This window comes from Kribbella sp. NPDC048837, from assembly GCF_055586945.1.
Genome location: NZ_JBVJHF010000005.1, coordinates 270,947 through 292,105 on the forward strand (window position 1 = coordinate 270,947; position 21,159 = coordinate 292,105).

Sequence of the window (21,159 nt, forward strand, 5' to 3'; positions counted from 1 at the left end):
GCGTGCCAGTCATCGAGTTGTCCAACGTCTCCCGCGCTTTCACCGTGACGTCGCGGCGCGGGTTCCGCCGTACCCGCCGCGAGGTGCGTGCGGTGGACGGCCTGTCGTTCACCGTCGAACCGGGGGAGGTGATGGGCTACATCGGCCCGAACGGCGCCGGCAAGTCGACGACGATCAAGATGCTCACCGGCATCCTGGTCCCGTCGGGCGGAACGATCCGGGTGGCCGGCGTGGATCCGTCGCGTCATCGGCTGAAACTGGCCAAGCGGATCGGCGTGGTCTTCGGCCAGCGCACGACGTTGTGGTGGGACCTGCCGTTGAAGGACTCGTTCGCCGTACTGCAGAAGATGTACGACGTCCCGATGGCCCGGCACCGGGAGAACCTCGCGACCTTCGTGGAACTGCTGGACCTGGGCGATCTGCTCGATGTCCCCGTCCGCCAGCTCTCACTGGGCCAGCGCATGCGCGGCGACATCGCGGCCGCCCTGCTGCACGACCCGGAGATCGTCTACCTCGACGAGCCCACGATCGGCCTCGACGTGATCAGCAAGGCCCGCCTCCGCGAGTTCCTGGCCGAGGTCAACGCGGAACGCCGTACGACGGTCATCCTCACCACCCACGACCTCGACGACATCGAGGCCCTCTGCACCCGCGTCATGGTCATCGACCACGGCCACCAGATCTTCGACGGCACCCTCGACAGCCTCAAAGCCAGCCAGAACGCCCCCCGCACCCTGGTCGTCGACCTGGCCACGTCCCTCCCACCCATCACCGTGGAAGGCGCCACCGTCACCAAGGTCGACGGCCCCCGCCAGCACCTCACCTTCCCACCCACCACCAGCGCCGCCCCTCTCCTCTCCCAGATTGCGGCCAACTACCCCCTGGTCGACCTCTCCGTCGCCGAGCCCACCATCGAATCCGTCATCACCCAGCTCTACGCGCCCACCGTCCACTGACGCTCCGGATAACTCGGGTGGGTCACGGAATGGGGTGGAGTGGTGACTTGGGGGTGGTGGGGTCGTTGAAATGCGGGTAGGGACCCAACCGGAAGTGGGATTCGGGGGTAGACAGGGTATGCCGACGATGACGGATGAGCCCGCGGTGGTGGTGGGTCCGCCGGCCGACGGCGCCGGGGTCGTCGAGTGGGTGCGGCCGCACCTGCCGGCGATGGCCCGGCTGGCGGCGCGGCTCGCCGTGGGTGCGGACCGCGACGACATCGTGCAGGAGGCGCTCGCGCGGGCGTGGTCGAAGCGCGGGCAGTACGACACCGCCCGCGGCACCGCGTCGGCCTGGTTGCTCGCGATCACCGCGGACCAGGCCCGGAAGGCGGCCCGGCGGCTGCGGCCGGCCGGTGAGCTGGACGACCACGACGGCCCGGTCTCCCGGCCGGACCTGGACGCCCGGATGGACGTCGACCACGCGCTCACCTCCTTGTCGGCACGACAGCGCCTCGCGGTGGACTGCTACTACTTCGCCGACCTGTCGATCGCCGACACGGCCGCGGTGATGGGCTGCTCCGAGGGCACCGTCAAGTCCACCCTGTCCGACGCGCGGGCCCGCCTGCGCACCCTGCTGGAGGTCAGCGAATGAACCCGACCGACGAGGTCGACGACCTGCTGACGCGGGCCGGCGCGCGCTGGCGCGCGGACCAGCCGTCACCGCCCGAGCCCGACCTGGAGCAGCTCCTCGGCGGCCGCCGGCCGCGCCGCTGGGTCCCGGCCCTGGCCGCCGCGTCCGTCGCGGTGATCGCCGCCGGCGCGCTGATCGTCCTGCCCGACGGCGACAAGACCCCCGGCGACAGCTCCCAATCATTTGCTCAAGGCAACCAAGCGCCGTACGACGAGCTCCTCGTCCGCGACGGCGACCAGGTCCGGGCGAGTGGACAGGTGATCGCCGCGCCCGGCAAGGATCCGCTGTTCTGCGCGCCGGTGCCGAGGCTCACCGACCCCGGCTTCGCGAAGGGCCTCGAGTCCGCACCGACCTGCCCGGCGCAGTACGCCGTGACGCTGAAGAACCTCGACCTCGCCAAGCTCGCCGAGGTCAAGACGACCCAGGGGGTCACGGCCGGGTACGCCGTGCTGACCGGGATCTGGAGCGGCCGGACGATCGACATCCGGGAGCAGACGAAGCCGGAGGTGCGTTCGACGACCTTGGAGCAGAACCTCCCGCCGGACCGGATGCCGTGCCCGGCGCCCGCCGGCGGATGGAAGCCGGGCCAGATCAACGTCGACAAGGCCGCGGTCGCCAAGTTCCTCGAAGGACGCCAGGACCAGGCCACCGACCCGCGCGTGCTGTACCCCGACGGGCACGCGCCCGGCGCGCCCGAGGTGTACACGATCGGCGTGGCTCACGGTGATCTCGCCGCCTTCCGGAGCGCGTTCCAGAAGGTGTACGACGGCAACCTGTGTGTCCACCAGGTCAAGTTCAGCGAGACCGAGCTCACCCAGCTGGGGACGGCGGCCGGCGACCTGATCCCGAAGGGACTCGGGGTGTATGCGGCCGGCGGCTCGGCGGAGGAGGACAAGATCGACGTCTCGGCGCTGGTGTACGACGAGGCGCTGAGGACAGCGCTGACGCCGATCGGCCTGGACGACCTCAACCTCGAGGTCGCCGTGAAACCGGTTCGCTGACCTCAGTCGGTCGTGAAGCCGTCCCGGTCGTGGAAGAAGTCGACCAGGAGACGGGCGGTGGCTGCGGGCTGATCGATGGCCGGCGAGTGGCCGGCATCGGGGACGACCTGCGGCTCGACGCCCAGCGTCTCCGCCATCGCCCGCTGCACCGTGATCGGCCAGCCGTCGTCGGCGGCGCCGTACAGGACCTGGGTGCGTACTCCGGTCTTGGCGAGCCGGTCGGTCTTGTCCTCGGCGTCCATCAGGCGCCGGGTGATCTCCGCGAGGCTGACCGGGCCGTTGCTGGTGAAGCGCTTCCGGAGGAACGCCGCGATGTCTTCCGGCGGAGCGACGTACCCGGGGTTCTTGGTGTCGTGCTGGAGCTTCAGGTCGTAGACCTGCTCGATCGGCAGGTTGTCCAGCCCGAACGCGAGCATCTGCAGGCCCTGCAGCGTCTCCTGGTCGTTGAACGCGGACGGGCCCGAGCACAGCAGCGTGATCGTCGAGAACACCGACGGATCGGTCAGCACGGCTTCCCGCGCGACCAGTCCGCCGAACGAGTGCCCGACCAGCTGGCTGTAGCCGCCGAGGGCCTTGCTCATCGCCACCACGTCAGCGCCGAGCTCGGCCAGTGTGTACGCCGAGGGCTCGGCCGGCCCGGCGGTTTCGTACTGACCGCGCTGGTCTACCGCCACAGCGCGCCAGCCGTAGCGGCACAGGTGGTCCACCAGCGGAGTGAAGTCCTCCTTGCTGCCGGTCCACCCCGGCACGAGCAGGACCGTGCCGAGCGGGGTACCGCCTTGCGGTACGGCCGTCAGCGTGGCGAACGAGCCACGGTCGGTCTCCAGGGTCGCAGTGTGAACCCCATCGGGCAGCGTCAGCGTGCGCGGCGTACTCACAAGTAAAGAGGGTAACTGCTCAGGCACCCCGGACCAGCCTGGCGGTCACCACGGCGAGGGTCGTGATCATGACCGCGCTGACGACAGCCACCAGCTGTACGCCGTTGGTGTAGGCGTCACGAGCGGTCTCGAGCAGCTGCTGCGCGACCGGACCCGGCAGCTGCTTCGCGGCCGAGACAGCGCTGCCCAGAGTGTCGCCGACGGAGTCGGGAGCGCCCACTGGGACGGTCATGTCGGCCCGGTAGACCGCTGTGACCAGACTGCCCGCGATGGCGATCCCGAGCGCCATTCCGAGCTCGGTGCCGGTCTCACCCATCCCGGATGCCACTCCAGCGCGCTCCGGCGGGGCACTGCTGACGACGAGGTCGTAGGTGAGCGCCAGTACGACCTGAACGCCCATGCTGGTGATGGCCAAGCCGATGACGACGGGCCACCGTCCGGACAGCGCCATCAGAGCCACCCCTGGTACGGCGACCGCGAAGCCGATGGTCATCGCGGTACCGGGCCGGAGAACCCGGACCACCCACGGCGCGCCCAGCGTGCCGATGATGCCCGTGACCATCATCGGGAGCATCCAGAGTCCGGCCTCGAGCGGAGTCATGCCGAGCACCAACTGGAAGTACTGCACGGTCAGGAACTGCATCGCCGCCAGCACGTACAACCCGAAGGTCTGCGCACCGAGCGAGGCGCTGAACGCGGCCCGCCGGAACAGCCGCAGATCCATCAACGGCTCCCGCAGCCGCAGCTGCCGGCGAGCGAACACCACGCCCAGCGCGATCCCGGCGACCGCGATCCCGAGCGTACTCAGGTGGAGTCCGCTCTTGGCGGTCTCCTTGACCGCATAGACCACCGACACGATGGCAGCGATGGACAGGACGACGCTGAGCAGGTCGATCCGCCCGGCGTGCACGTTCCGGAACTCGGGGAGCAGCAGCGGACCCGCGACGAGCAACACGACCAGCGGCGGTACGCCGATCAGGAACACCGAACCCCACCAGAAGTGCTCGAGGAGTACGCCGCCGATCAGCGGGCCGGCCATGCCGCCGATCATGAAGTTGGTCATCCAGATCGCGATCGCCACCCCGCGCTGACCGGGATCGCGGAACATGTTGCTGAGCAGCGACAGCGTGGACGGCATCAGCGTCGCACCGGCCACGCCGAGCAGGGCGCGCGCGGCGATCAGCATCCCGGCGCTGGTGGCGAACGCGGCCAGGACGGACGCGGCCAGGAACCCGGCGGCGCCGATCAGCAGCAGCCGGCGACGGCCGATCCGGTCGCCGACCGTACCCATGGTGACGAGCAGCCCCGCCACCACGAACCCGTACACGTCGATGATCCAGAGCAGCTGCGACGAGCTGGGGCCGAGATCGGCGCTGAGCACCGGTGCCGCGAGATGCAGGACGGTGCCGTCGAGGCCGATCAGGATCGTGGGCAGTGCGAGGACGGCGAGGCCCAGCCACTCGCGGCGCCCCGCCCTGGCGGGCGGCCGGTCGTCGCAGTCGGGGGCGGGAGGGTCCGGGCAGATCGTCGTTCCGGTCATGTCCAGCATGCTGGGAGTTCAAGAGTGGTTGAAGTCAACCCGTCGGCTTCCGCCGGTCGCCGGGGCCGGGCGGTCCGCGGTGCGGCACAATGGCGGCGTGCCTCGCACTCTCGCGGTCGCGAACCAGAAAGGCGGCGTGGCCAAGACGACCACCGTCGCGACGCTCGGCGCTGCCCTGACCGAGCTCGGGCAACGGGTGCTGGTGGTCGACCTCGACCCGCAGGCGTGCCTGACCTTCTCGGTCGGCATCGACCCCGAGGACCTGGACAAGTCGATCCATCACGTGCTGCTCGACGGGGTGCCGATCGAGGACGTGCTGATCGAGTTCGACGACGCGCCGGACCTGGTGCCGGCGACGATCGAGCTGGCCACCGCGGAGGTGCGGCTGGCGGGGGCGAGCAGCCCGGAGCAGGTCCTGCAGACCGCGCTGCGTCCGCTGCGGGCGTCGTACGACTGGATCATCGTGGACTGCCCGCCGACGCTGGGACTGCTGACGGTGAACGGGCTGTCCGCGGCGTCCGACGTACTGATTCCCCTGCAGTGCGAGACGTTGGCACATCGTGGCGTAGGGCAACTACTTGACACGATTCACGACGTGCAGGTGCTGACGAACCCGAACCTGCGGGTGCTCGGGGTGCTGCCGACCCTGTTCGACGGGCGGACGAATCATGCGCGCGCGGTGCTGGAGACGATCTCGGACACGTACTCGCTCGACGTCCTGCATCCGGCGATCCCGAAGTCGATCCGGTTCGCGGAGGCTCCGGCGATCGGCGAGACCATCCTCAGCACGGCGCCGGCCTCGCCCGGTGCGAAGGCCTACCGGGCGCTGGCCGGCGCACTGCTCTGACCTACTGGGCTCCGTCCGGAGCCGGCGGGACGGCGGCCGGCTGACGGCGGATCCGGTGGCGGAAGCGCCACAGCGGTACGCCGATCAGCGCGAGCAGCACCAGGAACGGCAGGAGCGCACCGAACGCGGTCGCCAGCGCGGAGAACGTGGCCGTGAACGCGTTCCAGCCGCCCTTCAGCCCGGCCAGGAAACCGCGATCCGGGTCCTCGGCCGCGGCCGGCGGTGTGCCCTTCTCGGTCACCGTCAGGGTGAGGGTGGCGAGGTCGGTCTGGAGCGCGAGGTTCTTCTGCTTGGCCAGCAGGGACTCGAGGTCCGCCTCCCTGCGGGTGAGTTCGCTCTCGACCGAGACGATCTCGCCGACCGTGTTGGCCTTCGCCATCAGCGCGCGCATCCGGTCCAGGCTGGCGCGCTGGGACTCGATCCGGCTCGCCACGTCGACCACCTGCTCGGTGACGTCGCTGGACTCCTGGTGGATCTGCAGCCGCTTGCCGAGATCGGACAGCCGCTGGATCGCCGTCTCGTAGGACTTGGTCGGCACCTTGAGGACGAGATTCGCCTGGGTGATCCTGCCGTCGGCGTTGCTGCCGGTGTCCTCGGACGCGACCTGCCCGTCCAGGCCGGCGATCGCGGTGATCGCCTTCTGCCGGGTGGTCGCGACGTCCTCGGACTCGATGGTGAGCGAACCGGTCTTGATGATCGCCCGGGTGATCGACGGCTGCGTCTGGCCCTGGGGCTGCCCGGGTGCCTGCGGCGCCCCGTTGGTGGCCTTGCCGTCGGCCGCCGAACCCGACGCCTGCTTCTGCACGGGGGCCGCCTCGCTCGTGCCGGCATTGTCGTTGCCACTGGCCCCACACCCCGCCAGCAGCGCGAGCCCCAGCGCCGCCATCACCACACCGTTGATCGGCCTCATCACCCATGCCCCTCTCTTGTGGTTTCCGTCCTAGGACGGTCGCCGAGGGGCAGGGTGTTGCAGGCTCAGATCACCGTTTGGACACACTCATTCCGGCGCGGTGAACAGCGGCATGGTGGGCGTGCTGCCCGGCTCCGGCGTCGCCGCGGTGTCGGCGGCCGGCGCCTCCGCGGTCTTCCGGGTACGCGTCCGCGTCCGCTTGACCGGCGCCTCGGCCGGCTCGTCGGCGGAGGTCTCTTCGACCTTGACCTCAGCCTGGACCTCGGCGGGCTCCACGGACTTGCGGGTGCGCTTGCGCGGCTTCCGCTCGCGGACCGGCGCCTCGGCGGCCTCGGTGGAGGACTCCTCGGTCGGCGGCACCTGGGTCTTGGTGGTGACGTCGGACTCGGACTTCTCGTCGACCACCTGACCGGACCGGGTGCGCTTGCGGGTCCGGTTGCGCTTCCGGGCCGGGCGGTCGCCGTCCTCGGTCCGTCCCTCGCTCCGGCGACGGTCGCGGGCCGGCTTGTCCGCATCGGACTCACCGGACTCGCGCGGTTCGCGGACCGGCTTGATCCGGCCCTTCGCGTCGGTCGGGATGCCGAGGTCGTGGTACAGCTCCGGCGAGGTCGAGTAGATCTCCTGCGGGTCCTCGTACGGCAGGTCGAGCGCCTTGTTGATCGTCTTCCACCGGGTCACGTCCGGCCAGTCGACGAAGGTCACCGCGATCCCGCTCGCGCCGGCGCGACCGGTCCGGCCGATCCGGTGGATGTAGGTCTTCTCGTCCTCGGGGCAGGTGTTGTTGATGACGTGCGTGACGCCCTCGACGTCGATCCCGCGGGCCGCGACGTCGGTGCAGACCAGGACGTCGATCTTGTCGCCGCGGAACCGCATCAGCGCCCGCTCGCGGGCCTGCTGGTTCAGGTCACCGTGGATGGCGGCCGCCTTGAAGCCGCGGTCCTGCAGATCGTCGGTGAGCCGGGACGCCTCGCGCTTGGTCTTGCAGAAGATCATCACCCGGCCGCGGTCGTCGGCCTGCAGGATCCGGGCCACCACCTCGGGCTTGTCCAGATCGTGCGCCCGGTAGACGAACTGGGCCGTGGTCGGCACCATCTGGGTGTCCTCGTGCGACTCCGCCCGGATGTTCAGCGGGTGCCGCATGTGGGTGCGGGCCAGCGCGATCACGGCCGACGGCATCGTTGCCGAGAACAACATCGTCTGCCGGAGCTCGGGCGTCTTGCGCAGAATGCGTTCCACGTCGGGCAGGAAGCCGAGGTCGAGCATCTCGTCGGCCTCGTCGAGCACCAGCACCTTGATGTGGCTGAGGTCGAGGACACCGCGGTTCGCCAGGTCGAGCAGTCGTCCCGGCGTACCGACGACGACGTCGACGCCGGTCTTCAGGGCGTCCAGCTGCGGCTCGTAGGCGACGCCGCCGTACACGGTGAGGATGCGGACGGTACGCACGGTGGACGCGGTCACCAGGTCCTTGGCGACCTGGATGGTCAGCTCACGGGTCGGGGTGACGACCAGAGCCTGTGGCTTGCCGGGGGCGGCCAGCTCCTCGTAGTCGGCTTCGCCGGGGGAGATGGTGCGCTGCAGCAACGGGATGCCGAAGCCGAGCGTCTTGCCGGTGCCGGTGCGAGCCTGGCCGATCAGGTCGGTGCCCATCAGCGCGACCGGGAGGGTCATCTCCTGGATCGGGAACGGCTCGATGATGTTGACGCGCTCGAGCGCGTCGCAGATCTCGGGCAGGACCCCGAGCTCTCGGAAGGTGGTCAGGCTGATCGCCTCTCACATGCTTGGTGCGGACAGGTGTGCTCAGTGGCCGGGCGCCTGGGGCTTCTCAGCCCCGATCGTGAGGCGCGGGGACACTGTGCAAGCACCTCGCACCAGCTTGCCCATCTGGGCGCGTCACCGGCGAATCGCTCACCAGTGTAACCGCAACCGTCGTCAAGCCCGCTTCGTGTGGTTTGCGCCACTCGCACTCCGGGCCGGATAGGGTGCCGGGCATGGAGCAGACGGCCTTTGATGATCCCGCCTACCGGGCCGCGGCGGTGGATCTGCTGGGAGTGCTCGCGTACGGCGAGCTGACGGCGTTCGAACGGATCGCGGAGGACGCCAAACTGGCGCCGACGCTGAACGACAAGGCGGAGCTCGCCGCGCTGGCGACCACCGAGTTCGGCCACTTCCGGCAACTGCGGGACCGGTTGGTCGCGCTCGGCGTGGACCCGATGGAGGCGATGAAGCCGTTCGTCACCCCGCTGGACGCGTTCCACGACCACACGGCCCCGTCGGACTGGCTGGAGGGCCTGGTCAAGGCGTACGTCGGGGACGGCCTGGCGAACGACTTCTACCGCGAGATCGCGTCGTTCGTGGACGCGGAGACCCGGGCCCTGGTGCTCGAGGTGTTCGCCGACTCCGGGCAGGCCGAGTTCGTGGTCGACCGGGTCCGGGCCGCGATCGAGGAGGACCCCAAGCTGGGCGGCCGCCTGGCGCTGTGGGGACGCCGCCTGGTCGGCGAGGCGCTCAGCCAGGCGCAGCGGATCGCCGCGGACCGGGACTCGCTGGCCGCACTGCTGGCCGGCAGCGTCGACCGGCCAGGGCTGGACCTGGCCGCGATCGGCCGGATGTTCACCCGCCTGACCGAGGCCCACACCGCCCGGATGACCGCCCTCGGCCTGCAGGCCTGAGACACACAACGGCCGCCTGCCCGGGAGTGGGCGGCGGCCGTCGGGATGCGCGGGGAACTCGCCCCGCGGGCGGTTGCGGTCAGGCGGCTTTGGCTTTGCTGTTGCGCGACGAGATGAACGCGACGACGATCGCGGCGCAGATGATCTGAATCAGGTACTGGATCCAGTCCGGGCCGGAGGTGTCCTTGACGCCGAGGAAGTAGGCGATCAGACCACCGATGAAGGCGCCGATGCCGCCTCCGAGGATGGTCCAGCCGAGGCTGATGTTCTGCTTGCCGGGGAGCACCAGCCGGGCCAGCGGCCCGAAGATGATGCCCGCGATGAGACTGACGATGAGCATCCAGACCCAGTACACGGTTCCTCCTTTGAGGGATGGCCGACCTGCGCTCCGGTCCGTTTGCCCCGTAGCAACCAGACCACCGCAACGCAGGTCTTACGGCCATCGTGCCCCTTCGGTGGCACTCCGCAACCAAGACACGCGCGACTGTGTCCGGACCGCGATCAGATCGCGCCGAAGCCCACCTTGCGGATCGACACCTCGCCGATCTCGACGTACGCGAGCCGGTCGGCCGGGACGATCACCCGGCGGCCCTTGTCGTCGGTCAGCTGCAACAGACCGGACTTGCCGCTGAGCGCGTCGGCGACGGCCTGCTGCACCTCGTCCGGGCTCTGCTCGCTCTCCAGCACCAATTCACGATTGGCGTGCTGCACGCCGATCTTGACCTCCACGAAACCCTCCGGGCACGTTCCGACCGGCGGCTCTCGCCGGTGACGCTTCGAGCCTATCCGTTGCCGGCCGTCAGCTCTCACCCGTCCGCCCAGAGCAGAACAGCCGGGGCAGCACCTCAGGTGTCGGTGCGGGGGAAACCGCGAATGCCCCGCCAGGCCAGCGAGGCGACCAGGTCGGCGGCCTGCTGCTGGGCCAGCGTCGGGTCGTCGGAGGCCAGCCAGTAGCGGGCGCTGACCTGGGCCATCCCGACCAGGCTGACGGCCAGCACCATCGACTGCTCGCGGCTCAGGCCGGCGTCGGCGCTGATCACCTCCGAGACCGCCTCGGCGCAGGCGTGCGTGACCCGGTCCACCCGCTCCCGGACGGCCGGCTCGTTGGTCAGGTCCGACTCGAACACCAGCCGGAAGGCGCCCTGGGCGTTGGCCACGTAGTCGTAGAACGCGTGCATCGTCGCCGCGACCCGCAACTTGTTGTCCTCGGTCGACTTCAGCGCGTCCCGGACCGAGGCGATGATCGCGTCACAGGACGTGTCCAGCAGCGCCAGGTACAGCTCGAGCTTGCCGGGGAAGTGCTGGTAGAGGACCGGCTTCGAGACGCCGGCACGGTCGGCGATGTCGTCCATCGCGGCGGCGTGGTAGCCGTTGGCGACAAAAACCTCCTGGGCCGCCTCGAGCAGTTGCGCGCGGCGGGCCAGCCGCGGCAGGCGGCTGCCGCGCTTGGGCGCGGTCTCGGGTGTCGTCGACACGTCGGCTCCTTCGGTGGTTCGGCGCCGGCGGCTCGGGCTCGACCGCCGGGTCGTTCCCCGAATCCTACCCAGCAGTCCTCCCGGCCAGTAGCTTCCCCGCCGAACGGCGTTCGAACGTGAGAGCGCTCACCGGTAGTCGTCCTCGCCGGAGTCGCCGATCTCGCGGCGCTGCTCCTCCACATCGGCCGGGTCGGCCTCCAGCAGTACGCCGGAGTCCTCGGGCCGGTCGTCCACCACGGTCGAGCTCTGGCGCTGCTCGAGTACGTCGGCCTCCGGGGCGTCGTCCGGGACACTGCCGGCGGCAGGGCCCTCGTAGTCGCTCTCACTGGTCATGCGACTCGCTCTCCTCTCGGACTGCGATCTGAATGACTCCTACGACGGTAGCGGCTGGGGGTCGTCGTACAGCCCCTCCAGCACATCGCCGTACTCCTCGATCCGGGCCAGGACGTCGTGCGGGAGGAACCTGAGGTCCTCGGGCGTGGTGGCGGACGCCACCTCGTCCCAGTCGATCGGGGTGGACACCCGCGGCTCGTCCGACCCACGCAGTGAGTACGGCGCCAGCGTGGTCTTGGCGCTGGCGTTCTGGCTCCAGTCGATGAAGACCTTGCCGGGCCGGAGCGCCTTGGTCATGTTCGCGGTGACGTTCTCCGGCAGCGCCTCGGCCAACTGCTCCGCCAGTTGTTTGGCGAAGGCGCTCGTACGGCGGGACGACGCGGGCTCGATGGGCACGTAGAGATGCATGCCCTTGTTGCCGGACGTCTTCGGCCAGCCCTCCAGCCCGTAGTGGCCGAGCAGTTCGCGCAGGGCCAGTGCGACGTCGCAGCACTCGACGATGGTCGCGCCCGGCCCCGGGTCGAGGTCGAACACGATCAGGTCGGCCTGCGGGTCCTTGCCGTTGTCCGACAGGCCGATCCGCCACTGCGGTACGTGCAACTCGAGTGCGGCCAGGTTGGCCAGCCACACCACGGTCTGGATGTCGTCGGCGACCACGAAGTCGGCCTCGTCCCGGCCGGTCGAGCTGCCGGGCGTGGGAAGGGTCACGATCCGCACCCAGGCCGGCGTCCCGCGCGGTGCGTTCTTCTCGAAGAAGTACGGCGCCTCCGTGCCGTCCGGCCAGCGCTTTCGGGTCAGGGGCCGGTCGGACAGGTGGGGAAGCAGCAGCTCCGCGACCTGGTGGTAGTAGTCGATCACCTCGGCCTTGGTGAAGCCGGTCTGGGGGTACAGCACCTTGCCGAGGTTGGTGAGCTTCATCGTCTGCCCGTCGACCTCGGTCGTCAGCTGCTGCGGCGCGCTTGCCATGTGTTCCAGTGTCCAGCCTCAGAGCGTCTTAACATGGGTTTCGTGGAGAGTTACGCAGCAGTAACCGGCGACGGAGTGCCGTTGGGGGCACAGGAATGGCCGGCGCGACGAGTGCCGGTCGGTGGCGTGGATCTGCTCGTCAGAGATGCGCCTGGTGCGGCGGCCGACCTGCCGCCGGCGTTGTTCGTGCACGGCCTCGGTGGGTCCTCCCTGAACTGGACCGCTCTCGGGCTCCTGCTCAACGACACAGTCCGCGGTATCGCGCCCGACCTGCCCGGTTTCGGCCGTACGCCGCTGTCCGGACCGGCGGGGATCAGCGAGCAGGCCGCCGTACTGGTCGAACTCCTGGAGCAAGAGGTCAAGCGGCCGGTGCACCTGTTCGGGAACTCGATGGGTGGGGCGTCCGCGGTGACGCTGGCCGCGCGGCGTCCGGACCTGGTGGCGTCGCTGACGCTGATCTCTCCCGCACTGCCGCATCCGCGCGTGTCCGCGAGCGCCCTGTGGTTCACCGCACTCGCGACACCTCGGTTGGGATCCGTCGTCCTGGAGCGGAGCCGGCGGTTGCCGTTCGACCGGAGGTTCCAGGCGTCGCTGGCGATGGTGTTCGGCGATCCGCGGTCGCTTCCGCCCGAGGTGCGAGCGGCGTACGAGGCCGAGCTGCGGCGGCGGGACACCGATCCGTGGGTCGGGCAGGCGACGCTCGACGGGGCGCGGAGCATCCTGCGGTCGTCGCTGGCGCCGCCGCGCCGCTCGTTGTGGGCGGACGCGGCGAAGGTGGAGTGCCCGGTGCTGCTGATCTACGGCGGCAAGGACCGGCTGGTCGACGCCCGGATCCGGACCAAGGCCCAGCGCACGTTCCCGAACGCGCGGCTGCTCTACCTGCCACGGTCCGGCCATGTCGCGCAGATGGAACACCCGGACCAGGTCGAGCACGCGTTCCGCCAGCTGATCTCCTGATCTCGCGGGCTCCTGATCGAGTCGAATCCGACGCCGGACTGAGACACGACTGAGCGGCGGATCCGGTCAACTTTCCTCTCGCCCGGGAAGTCATGACGAACGACCCTGTTCGTCGACGAACGAGAGGACCACTGTGCGAGTGATCGCCCACGCCGTACGAAGTCTGTCGCTGGGGATGGTCGCACTGCTGGGTGTGGGGACGTTGACTGCTGCCGCCGCCCCGCCCGTGCCGCCGCCATCCGTTGTTAAGGGCAACAATTGGACCGTTGAACCGGTTGCCGGTGGCTACCGGCTGACCCTGCGCCTGGACGCGCCGGCGCCGCTGCGGGCGTCGCTGCCGCTGCTCGCGGCCGACGGCGTACCGCTGGGAGTCGCCGCGCAGTCGCCGGACCGGCGGACGCTCACCCTGACCAGTACGGACGCGGCTGTGCTGACGGCCCGCGACGTACGCCTGATCTGGTCCGGCGACCTCGGTAAGGACACCGGCCGGAACCGGAGTCAGGCCGGCGGACCGACCGACGCGGACTGGTTGAAGGCGCGGCGCGGGCCGTTGCTGCCTTCGGATCCGGGGGCGCTGGGGAAGTACAAGGTCGAGACGTCGGAGTACAACCTCGGTGACGAGGCCGCGTACCTTCCGGGCCTCGGGCAACGATCCGAGCTGCGGGGCAAGGTGTACACGCCGAAGGGCGCGATCGGGCCACGGCCGTTGGTGATCTTCCTGCACGGCCGGCACGAGTTCTGCTACGGGGACGACCCGGGCGAGGTGGACAAGCCGTGGCCGTGCCCGAAGGGGATGAAGCCGGTCCCGAGCTTCCGTGGGTACGACGCTCCCGCGACCGCGCTGGCGAGCAACGGGTACCAGGTCGTGTCGATCAGCGCCAACGCGGTCAACGCGTATGACGGCGGTGTCTACGACTCCGGCGCGCAAGCCCGGGCCGAGTTGATCCTCGACCACCTGGCGCTGTGGAAGAAGTGGTCGACGATCGGCGGCGGGCCTTTCGGCCGTGCGTTCGTCGGCAAAATCGATTTGCAGAACGTCGGACTGATGGGGCACTCGCGCGGTGGGGAGGGCGTCGCGCGGGCGGCGGTGCTGAACGCGGACCGCGGCGGGCACTACGGCATCCGCGCCGTGCTGCCGCTGGCACCGACCGACTTCGCCCGGGCCGCGGTTCCGGGGGTCGCGATGAGCGTCCTGCTGCCGTACTGCGACGGCGACGTCTCCGACCTGCAGGGGCAGAAGTTCTACGACGACACCCGGTACTCCGTCACCGGGGATGCCGCGCCGCGGTCGACCATCACCGTGCTTGGCACCAACCACAACTTCTTCAACACCGAATGGACGCCGGGGCAGTCCGAGGCGCCGTCCAACGACGACTGGTTCGGCGACGAGAAGGAGCCGCCGTGCGGTGCGAAGTACGCGGGCCGGTTGACGGCGAAGGAGCAGCAGGCCGTCGGTACGGCGTACATCGCCGGGTTCTTCCGGTTGCAGTTGGGGCATGAGACGAAGTTCCTGCCGCTGCTGGACGGATCCGATGCACGGGCGGCGTCCGCCGGGCGGGCCGTCGTACGCGTGGTGTCGCAGGCGCCGGTGCGGTCACGGCGGGACGTGAATCACTTGGACCAGGCACTGCCGGCCGGATCGGTCACCGGGAAGGTGACTGCGGCGGTGTGCGCGGGTGTGACCCAGCCAGCTGGTCGTTCTGCCGCTGTGGAGACCTGCATGACGTCGGACGATTGGGCTAACGCGCCGCACTGGGGCACAGCGTGGTACGCCGCGAAGACGCCAACGACTGCGGTGACCAAGCTGACCTGGAGCGGTACGAACGGGGTCGTGCGACTTGGTGTGCCGGCCGGGCAGCGCGACGTACGACGGTTCGCCGCACTGTCGTTCCGTGCGGCTCCGGACCCGGTTGGATCGCCGAAGACGGATCTGAGTGTCCGGGTGGTCGATGGGCACGGGCGGGCGGCCGTGGTGCCGGTGTCCGCGGTCAGCGATGCGCTGGTGCGGATGCCGGGGAACAGTGAGGCCGGACTGCCGAAGAACCTGTTGCGGACCGTGCGGATCCCGCTGGCGTCGTTGAAGGGGGTGGATCTGTGGGACGTGCGGGCGGTCGAGTTGCGGACCGACAAGGTGGCGCGAGGGTCGGCGTACGTGAGTGATCTGGCGTTCTCGTCGCCCGGGCTCGGGTTCTCGGCGCCGGCGGTGTTGCTGCCGAAGCTGTCCGCGTCGAACGTGACGGTTCGCGAGGGGGACCAGGGGGTTCGGTCGATGGACTTCTGGGTGACCATGTCGCGGCCGAGCATCCGTCCGGTCAGTGTGTACGTCGAGTCGAACGGCGACCTCGGTGAGTCGGTCGGGGAGGTGGCGCGGAAGCTGGTCTTCAAGCCGGGGCAGGTGCGGCAGAAGGTGAGTGTGCCGGTCACCGGGAACACCCGGGACAGCTACGACCTGCCGTTCAACCTGGTGCTGTCGGCGCCGCGGGAGGGGCTGCTGGACGCGTCGTTCGGCCACGGGCTCGTGGTCGACGACGATCCGACGCCGGCGCTGACCATCGGGAACCTCACGACGGCGGAGAAGACCGGACTGGTCAACTTCCCGGTCAAGCTGTCGGCGCCGAGTGACAAGTACGTCACGTTCTCCGGGGTGCTGAAGGACGGCACCGCGACGATCCGGAAGGACTACACGTCGGTGAACGACGACGGCACCGGCCCCGCCGCCCGAGCCATCGACGGCTTCGTCGAACCCGGCAAGACCACGGGCGAACTGACGGTGAAGATCCTCGACGACACCCTGAAAGAGCCGGCCGAGACCTTCACAGCCGTCATCCAAACCGTCGACGGCGCAACCCTGAAGGTCCCACTAACAGTCACCGCCACCATCCCCGCCAACGACTGAAACGCGTGCCGGGCGCCCTGGGGGCGCCCGGCACGCGGGTCGGCCTGCAGCCGCCGGCACCGAGTGCTGAAGCCACCCCCGCCACAGGCAGCACCACCCCCCCACCCACGCCGCCCGCCACGGGGCGGGCGGTGTTCGTGGGGTGAGATGGGGGGACCGGGATGTGGACCTGGGAGTGAGGGGTTGGGAACGTGCGGGAACATTGAGGAGGGACAGATGGTTGAAAACCGGAGATCCCGTCCGACGTCTTCCTGAGGAGCCGACACGTGTCACTGCCACCGCTGGTCGAACCGGCCGACGAGCTGACCATCGACGAGGTGCGCCGGTACTCGCGGCACCTGATCATCCCCGAGGTGGGGATGGCCGGGCAGAAGCGGCTGAAGAACTCCAAGGTGCTGGTGATCGGCGCCGGCGGCCTGGGCAGCCCGGCGCTGCTCTACCTGGCCGCGGCCGGTGTCGGCACGCTCGGCATCGTCGAGTTCGACACCGTCGACGAGTCCAACCTGCAGCGCCAGATCATCCACGGCCAGTCCGACGTGGGCAAGTCGAAGGCGCAGTCGGCCAAGGAGTCGATTCTCGAGACCAACCCGAACACGAACGTCGTCCTGCACGAGACCCGGCTGGACAACGACAACGTCTTCGAGATCTTCGAGCAGTACGACCTGATCGTCGACGGCACCGACAACTTCGCCACCCGGTACCTGGTGAACGACGCCGCCGTCCTGCTCGGCAAGCCCTACGTCTGGGGCTCGATCTTCCGCTTCGACGGCCAGATCAGCGTGTTCTGGGCCGAACACGGCCCGTGCTACCGCTGCCTCTACCCCGAGCCGCCGCCACCGGGCATGGTCCCGTCCTGCGCGGAGGGCGGCGTACTGGGCGTGCTCTGCGCGTCCGTCGGCGCGGCGCAGGTGACCGAGGCGATCAAGCTGCTCACCGGGATCGGCGACCCGTCGCTGGGCCGGCTGAACATCTACGAGGCGCTCGACCTGAACTGGCGTTCGCTGAAGGTCCGCAAGGACCCGAACTGCGCCATCTGCGGCGAGAACCCGACCGTCACCGAGCTGATCGACTACGAGAGCTTCTGCGGCGCCCTGACCGAGGAGGCGGCCGACGCGGCCGTCGGCTCGACCATCTCGGTGAAGCAGCTGAGCGAGTGGATCAAGCTCAAGGACAACGGCGAGAAGGACTTCGTCCTGATCGACGTCCGTGAGCCGAACGAGTACGAGATCAACAAGATCCCGGGCTCGGTGCTGATCCCCAAGGCCGACTTCCAGACCGGTGTGGCGCTGGAGAAGCTGCCGCAGGACAAGCAGCTGGTCTTCCACTGCAAGTCCGGCGTCCGCTCCGCCGAGGTGCTCGCGATCGCGAAGGGCGCCGGCTTCTCCGACGCGGTCCACGTCGGTGGCGGCGTCGTCGCCTGGGTCGACCAGATCGACCCGAGCCAGCCGTCGTACTAAATCTGCGAAGGGGGCTGGATCACTCCAGCCCCCTTTCCTTAGAAGTCCATCCGGCAACTGCCGACGGCTTCGACGGCAGCGGCATCACCGGTGATCACCGGTGCGTCGTCGCGTCCGGACACCGTCCGCATGTACGCGACGGCGTCGACCGAGGCGCGACCGACCGGCTCGTCCCTCCCCAGCCGGTAGGTCCCACCTCCCTGGCCGGTGAGCTCCAGGACGACGGCCGGACGGTCGCCCCAGAACGGGCCGGCGGCCTCCAGGTCGTAGATGACCTGCGCGATCAGCTCCTCGGCGTACGGACCGGCGTCGAACGAACGCCCCAGCGCCTGGCACACGTCGTCCCGATGCATCCACAGGTCCCGCGCGAGCAGGATGTCCCGCACATACCCGAGCGACATCCGTGGTACGTCGTCCACCTGCATCGTCATCCGCCGGAGCAGCTCCGGATTCCGTGAGATGCTGCGGGTCGCCTTCCCCCACAGCTGATCGAACGACGTGCGCAGCTCCGCCGGCGGCGTACCGCGGTGCTCATCGGCCTGCACCATCATGTGCGCGTCGAACCGGGGCACGCCGGGGTAGACCCGCTTCCCCTTCCGGAACCGCCGTGGGAACGACCACGGCCGGATCACGTCCTCGGCCTGCCCGATCAGGTGCCCGGCGATGTCGGCGACGTCCCACGCGTCGCAGACGGTACGGCGCTGCCACTCGGGCCCCTCGATCGACGCCAGCAGGTCGTGCCACGCCTGGAGCTCCGCGTCCCGGTGGACCCGGCAGCGTTGCCGATCGGCGCGTCCGATCTGCTCCGCGAGTACAGCTGTCATCTCTTCCCCCTGGTTGGTGCGTAGCGCTGGTAGAACATCTCGAGTACGGCGGGCAGCAGCCGGATGAAGCGACCGTCCTCGAACGACGCGTCCGGCTCGTTCGCGATCTGCTGCGAGAGCAGGCCCGCGATCACCGAGGTGAAGAGCGCGAGCCCGTCGTCGCTCGTCGCGTCCGGGTGCAGACGCCCGGCGTCCACCGCCGCCTGCAGGTGGTCCCGGAGATCCTGGAGCGAGTCCTGGGCCGGGGCGAACGCCTCCGGGCTCGGCTCGAAGCCGGGGACCGTCCGCCAGAAGAGCAGCTGCGAGTAGATCTGGTTCTCCAGGCACCACCGGCAGAACGCGCTGATCGCGATCAGGTCGTTCGCGAACGGGTCGGCGGTGGTCGCCGTCGCCAGCGCGGCCCGGTGCGCATCGCGCAGTTGCCGCGCGCCGCGCTCGAAGAGGGCGTCGTAGATGGCCATCTTGGACGGGAAGTACTGGTAGAGCGACGGTGGCTGCAGGCCGAGGCGCCGGGCCACCGCGGACAGGCTGAGCGCGGCGACACCCTCGGTCTCCATCAGTTCGATGGCGACGTCCAGGACCTCCTCGATGGTCTCCTGGCGGCGACGGGTCCGGCGGTCAAGCCCAGCGGTGCTCATACCTTGAGGAAAACCTAAGGCCATTAGGAAAGTCAATACCCCGTAGGTTTCGCGTTGGTTTGTCCCCGCGGCCGACTACTGTCTTGGCATGTGCAGAAACATCACGGTTCTCCGGGGACTCGAGCCGGCCGCGACCTCTGAGGAGGTCTACGCGGCCGCGTTGCAGTATGTGCGCAAGGTGACCGGCGTCGGGTCGCTGAGTGCGACCACCCGCGGCCCGATCGAGCGGGCCGCGACCGAGGTCGCGCGGATCACCGAGCAGTTGCTGGCGGAGATGCCCGAGCGCCGGGTGCCGCCGCAGACGGTCCCACCGCTGCGCCGCCCAGAGGTGCGCGCCCGCCTCGGCCTGGACTAGAGCTTCCCGGTGGGGGAGGAGGCTCGACCGGCCAAGCGCCGGCAGGGGGTGGTGTTCGCGCTGATCATCGTCGGCGTGCTGCTCGCGCTGACGAACACGAACGCCCAGAGCGAGCTGAGCCGTCGTCGTCAGGCCTCCTGCGACGGCACGTTGCCGCTGCCCACGAGTGTCTACTTCCTCGGCTTCGCCGGCCTGGTCGTCGGTGTGATCGCGCTGTTCCTGTTGCTGCGCTGGTTCCACCGCAACCGCCAGCCGATCGCCTTGGTCCTCTTCACCACCGCAACCGCCGCCGTCGTCTTCGAGGTCGTCGCCGTCATCACCGCCTTCCAGGAAGGCCGCCCGGTCGACGCCCTCTGCTTCGGCTAGTTCGCGACGACGGGCACGCATGATCGGCCAACTGCTGCAGTCCCGGTAGCGAGGTAGGGTCGCGTCGGGAAGCGATGACCTAGGAGGTCGGCATGCGGTTTGCGATCAAGACCAGGCCCGAGCACACCACCTGGCAGCAACTGCGGGATGTGTGGGTGGCGGCGGATCAGTTCGAGGTCTTCGAGTCCGCCTGGCACTGGGACCACTTCTATCCGCTCAGCGGTGACATGGCCGGCCCGAACCTCGAGGCCTGGACGACCCTGGGCGCGCTGGCGCAGGCGACCTCGCGGATCCGGCTCGGCTGTCAGGTGACCGGGATGATCTACCGGCATCCCGCCGTACTGGCGAACATGGCCGCGACCACCGACGTCATCTCGAACGGCCGGCTGGAGCTCGGCATCGGCGCCGGCTGGAACGAGATGGAGACCACTGCCTACGGCATCGACCTCTATCCGCTGAAGGAACGCTTCGACCGGTTCGACGAGGGCACCCAGGCGATCATCGCGCTGCTCACCGAGAAGGTCGCGAACTTCGACGGCAAGTACATCAAGCTCACCGACGCGTACTGCGAGCCGAAGGGCGTGCAGACCCCGCACCCGCCGATCACCATCGGCGGCAAGGGCCCGAAGCGCACGCTGCGCGCGGTGGCGAAGTGGGCCCAGCAGTGGAACGTGATCGTCCAGAGCCCGGAGGAGTGGAAGGCGCTCAAGGACGTGCTGGTCGAACGCTGCGATGAGGTCGGCCGCAACGTCGACGAGATCACCTGCTCGGTCAACGTGCGCATCGATCCGGACGAGCCGCTCGACGCCGCGGTCGCCACAGCAGCGGCGTACGGCGAAGCAGGTGTCGACCTGGTCGTCCTGAACCTCCCGCTCGACGCCCCGCCGTCCGTCCTCGAACCCCTCGCCAAGGCCGTCGCCCCACTCGCCTGAACTGTCCACGGTTCCCACTAGGTTTGGGTTCGTGGATCGGGAGGAGTACGTCGAGGCGGTGCTGCGGGCCGTGGAGTCGATCCCGCCGGGCAGCGTCGCGACGTACGGCGACATCGCCGAGTACGTCGGTCAGGGCGGCCCGCGTCAGGTCGGTGCGATCATGCGCGAGTACGGCGGGTCCGTGCCGTGGTGGCGGGTGATCCGCGCGTCCGGCGTACCGGCGGACGAGGTCGGCGACGAGCAGTTGCACAACCTCCGCTCGGACGGCGTCCGGGTCACCAACGGCCGGGTCAACCTGCGCGAAGTGCGCTGGGATCCGCAGGACTGATTCGGCGCAGAGTCAGCGCGCGACTACCCATGTCCTGTCCGCTTTCCGGCTATTGATGGACCTGCCGGAGTGGGCGATCGGGATTGTCGGTGGGGTCTGCTGGGATGGTGCGATGGTCGGCAGACAGGGGTCCCGGTACCGGTTGGTCCGGGCAGCGG

Annotated in this window: 23 protein-coding genes; 12 read left to right on the top strand and 11 right to left on the bottom strand. The window is 69.5% G+C overall.

Annotated elements, in window-relative coordinates; translation table 11 throughout:
• Positions 1-2 precede the first annotated feature (2 nt).
• The 3 genes from ACZ6O0_RS24740 to ACZ6O0_RS24750 all read left to right on the top strand — a co-directional run bounded on the left by ACZ6O0_RS24740 (position 3) and on the right by ACZ6O0_RS24750 (position 2,630).
• Complete coding sequence (locus ACZ6O0_RS24740) at positions 3-956, top strand: ABC transporter ATP-binding protein (protein ID WP_465767337.1); 954 nt, start codon at positions 3-5, stop codon at positions 954-956.
• A gap of 127 nt (positions 957-1,083) precedes the next feature.
• Positions 1,084-1,590: an RNA polymerase sigma factor gene (locus ACZ6O0_RS24745; protein WP_465767338.1), complete on the top strand. Its 507-nt coding sequence runs from the start codon at positions 1,084-1,086 to the stop codon at positions 1,588-1,590.
• The gene (locus ACZ6O0_RS24750) at positions 1,587-2,630 is read left to right on the top strand and encodes a hypothetical protein (protein WP_465767339.1); all 1,044 of its coding nucleotides are present in this window, start codon (positions 1,587-1,589) and stop codon (positions 2,628-2,630) included. The genes ACZ6O0_RS24745 and ACZ6O0_RS24750 overlap by 4 nt, the downstream gene beginning before the upstream one ends.
• A 2-nt stretch (positions 2,631-2,632) precedes the next feature.
• Here the strand turns inward: ACZ6O0_RS24750 and ACZ6O0_RS24755 are convergent, their stop codons facing one another.
• Positions 2,633-3,508, bottom strand: coding sequence for an alpha/beta fold hydrolase (locus tag ACZ6O0_RS24755; protein WP_465767340.1), 876 nt, complete (start codon positions 3,506-3,508; stop codon positions 2,633-2,635).
• 19 nt (positions 3,509-3,527) lie between these two features.
• Positions 3,528-5,048 (bottom strand): MFS transporter, encoded by a 1,521-nt coding sequence (locus ACZ6O0_RS24760; protein ID WP_465767341.1) that lies wholly within the window; start codon positions 5,046-5,048, stop codon positions 3,528-3,530.
• A gap of 97 nt (positions 5,049-5,145) precedes the next feature.
• Between ACZ6O0_RS24760 and ACZ6O0_RS24765 the strand changes: the two genes are divergently transcribed.
• The gene (locus tag ACZ6O0_RS24765; RefSeq protein WP_465767342.1) at positions 5,146-5,895 is read left to right on the top strand and encodes a ParA family protein; all 750 of its coding nucleotides are present in this window, start codon (positions 5,146-5,148) and stop codon (positions 5,893-5,895) included.
• Between the two features lies 1 nt (position 5,896).
• On the opposite strand, the gene ACZ6O0_RS24770 is transcribed toward ACZ6O0_RS24765, so the two are convergent.
• Both ACZ6O0_RS24770 and ACZ6O0_RS24775 read right to left on the bottom strand, forming a co-directional pair.
• Entirely contained in the window at positions 5,897-6,805 is a 909-nt protein-coding gene (locus tag ACZ6O0_RS24770; protein WP_465767343.1) for a DUF4349 domain-containing protein, read from the bottom strand.
• 87 nt (positions 6,806-6,892) lie between these two features.
• Positions 6,893-8,473 carry a DEAD/DEAH box helicase gene (locus tag ACZ6O0_RS24775; RefSeq protein WP_465767344.1) on the bottom strand — a complete coding sequence of 527 codons (1,581 nt, stop codon included), beginning with the start codon at positions 8,471-8,473 and terminating at the stop codon, positions 6,893-6,895.
• Positions 8,474-8,793: 320 nt separating this feature from the next.
• On the opposite strand from ACZ6O0_RS24775, the gene ACZ6O0_RS24780 reads away from it, so the two are divergent.
• Entirely contained in the window at positions 8,794-9,474 is a 681-nt protein-coding gene (locus ACZ6O0_RS24780; protein ID WP_465767345.1) for a ferritin-like fold-containing protein, read from the top strand.
• 79 nt (positions 9,475-9,553) lie between these two features.
• On the opposite strand, the gene ACZ6O0_RS24785 is transcribed toward ACZ6O0_RS24780, so the two are convergent.
• From ACZ6O0_RS24785 to ligD, 5 genes are all read right to left on the bottom strand, one after another.
• Entirely contained in the window at positions 9,554-9,829 is a 276-nt protein-coding gene (locus ACZ6O0_RS24785; protein ID WP_465767346.1) for a GlsB/YeaQ/YmgE family stress response membrane protein, read from the bottom strand.
• 146 nt (positions 9,830-9,975) lie between these two features.
• A complete protein-coding gene (locus ACZ6O0_RS24790) occupies positions 9,976-10,203 on the bottom strand; it encodes a DUF3107 domain-containing protein (protein WP_132326680.1) in 228 nt (75 codons plus the stop codon).
• 116 nt (positions 10,204-10,319) lie between these two features.
• A complete protein-coding gene (locus tag ACZ6O0_RS24795; RefSeq protein ID WP_465767347.1) occupies positions 10,320-10,949 on the bottom strand; it encodes a TetR/AcrR family transcriptional regulator in 630 nt (209 codons plus the stop codon).
• Between the two features lie 126 nt (positions 10,950-11,075).
• A complete protein-coding gene (locus ACZ6O0_RS24800) occupies positions 11,076-11,282 on the bottom strand; it encodes a hypothetical protein (protein ID WP_465767348.1) in 207 nt (68 codons plus the stop codon).
• 39 nt (positions 11,283-11,321) lie between these two features.
• A complete protein-coding gene (gene ligD, locus ACZ6O0_RS24805) occupies positions 11,322-12,248 on the bottom strand; it encodes a non-homologous end-joining DNA ligase (protein ID WP_465767349.1) in 927 nt (308 codons plus the stop codon).
• 42 nt (positions 12,249-12,290) lie between these two features.
• Between ligD and ACZ6O0_RS24810 the strand changes: the two genes are divergently transcribed.
• The 3 genes from ACZ6O0_RS24810 to moeZ all read left to right on the top strand — a co-directional run bounded on the left by ACZ6O0_RS24810 (position 12,291) and on the right by moeZ (position 17,558).
• On the top strand, positions 12,291-13,205 hold the full coding sequence (locus ACZ6O0_RS24810; protein ID WP_465767350.1) for an alpha/beta fold hydrolase: 915 nt from the start codon (positions 12,291-12,293) through the stop codon (positions 13,203-13,205).
• A 133-nt stretch (positions 13,206-13,338) separates the two neighbouring features.
• Positions 13,339-16,101: a Calx-beta domain-containing protein gene (locus ACZ6O0_RS24815; protein ID WP_465767351.1), complete on the top strand. Its 2,763-nt coding sequence runs from the start codon at positions 13,339-13,341 to the stop codon at positions 16,099-16,101.
• Between the two features lie 266 nt (positions 16,102-16,367).
• Complete coding sequence (gene moeZ, locus ACZ6O0_RS24820; RefSeq protein ID WP_131516340.1) at positions 16,368-17,558, top strand: adenylyltransferase/sulfurtransferase MoeZ; 1,191 nt, start codon at positions 16,368-16,370, stop codon at positions 17,556-17,558.
• Between the two features lie 38 nt (positions 17,559-17,596).
• Here moeZ and ACZ6O0_RS24825 read toward each other — a convergent pair whose 3' ends face one another.
• Together ACZ6O0_RS24825 and ACZ6O0_RS24830 are read right to left on the bottom strand one after the other, a co-directional pair.
• Positions 17,597-18,382 carry a maleylpyruvate isomerase family mycothiol-dependent enzyme gene (locus ACZ6O0_RS24825; RefSeq protein WP_465767352.1) on the bottom strand — a complete coding sequence of 262 codons (786 nt, stop codon included), beginning with the start codon at positions 18,380-18,382 and terminating at the stop codon, positions 17,597-17,599.
• Positions 18,379-19,020 (bottom strand): TetR/AcrR family transcriptional regulator, encoded by a 642-nt coding sequence (locus ACZ6O0_RS24830; protein WP_465767353.1) that lies wholly within the window; start codon positions 19,018-19,020, stop codon positions 18,379-18,381. The genes ACZ6O0_RS24825 and ACZ6O0_RS24830 overlap by 4 nt, the downstream gene beginning before the upstream one ends.
• Before the next feature lie 88 nt (positions 19,021-19,108).
• Between ACZ6O0_RS24830 and ACZ6O0_RS24835 the strand changes: the two genes are divergently transcribed.
• The 4 genes from ACZ6O0_RS24835 to ACZ6O0_RS24850 all read left to right on the top strand — a co-directional run bounded on the left by ACZ6O0_RS24835 (position 19,109) and on the right by ACZ6O0_RS24850 (position 21,001).
• Positions 19,109-19,375 carry a DUF2277 domain-containing protein gene (locus ACZ6O0_RS24835; protein ID WP_465767354.1) on the top strand — a complete coding sequence of 89 codons (267 nt, stop codon included), beginning with the start codon at positions 19,109-19,111 and terminating at the stop codon, positions 19,373-19,375.
• A gap of 9 nt (positions 19,376-19,384) precedes the next feature.
• Positions 19,385-19,741, top strand: coding sequence for a hypothetical protein (locus ACZ6O0_RS24840; RefSeq protein ID WP_465767355.1), 357 nt, complete (start codon positions 19,385-19,387; stop codon positions 19,739-19,741).
• Between the two features lie 92 nt (positions 19,742-19,833).
• A complete protein-coding gene (locus ACZ6O0_RS24845) occupies positions 19,834-20,673 on the top strand; it encodes an LLM class F420-dependent oxidoreductase (protein WP_465767356.1) in 840 nt (279 codons plus the stop codon).
• Between the two features lie 31 nt (positions 20,674-20,704).
• Complete coding sequence (locus ACZ6O0_RS24850; protein WP_465767357.1) at positions 20,705-21,001, top strand: MGMT family protein; 297 nt, start codon at positions 20,705-20,707, stop codon at positions 20,999-21,001.
• The last annotated feature ends 158 nt before the right edge of the window (positions 21,002-21,159 follow it).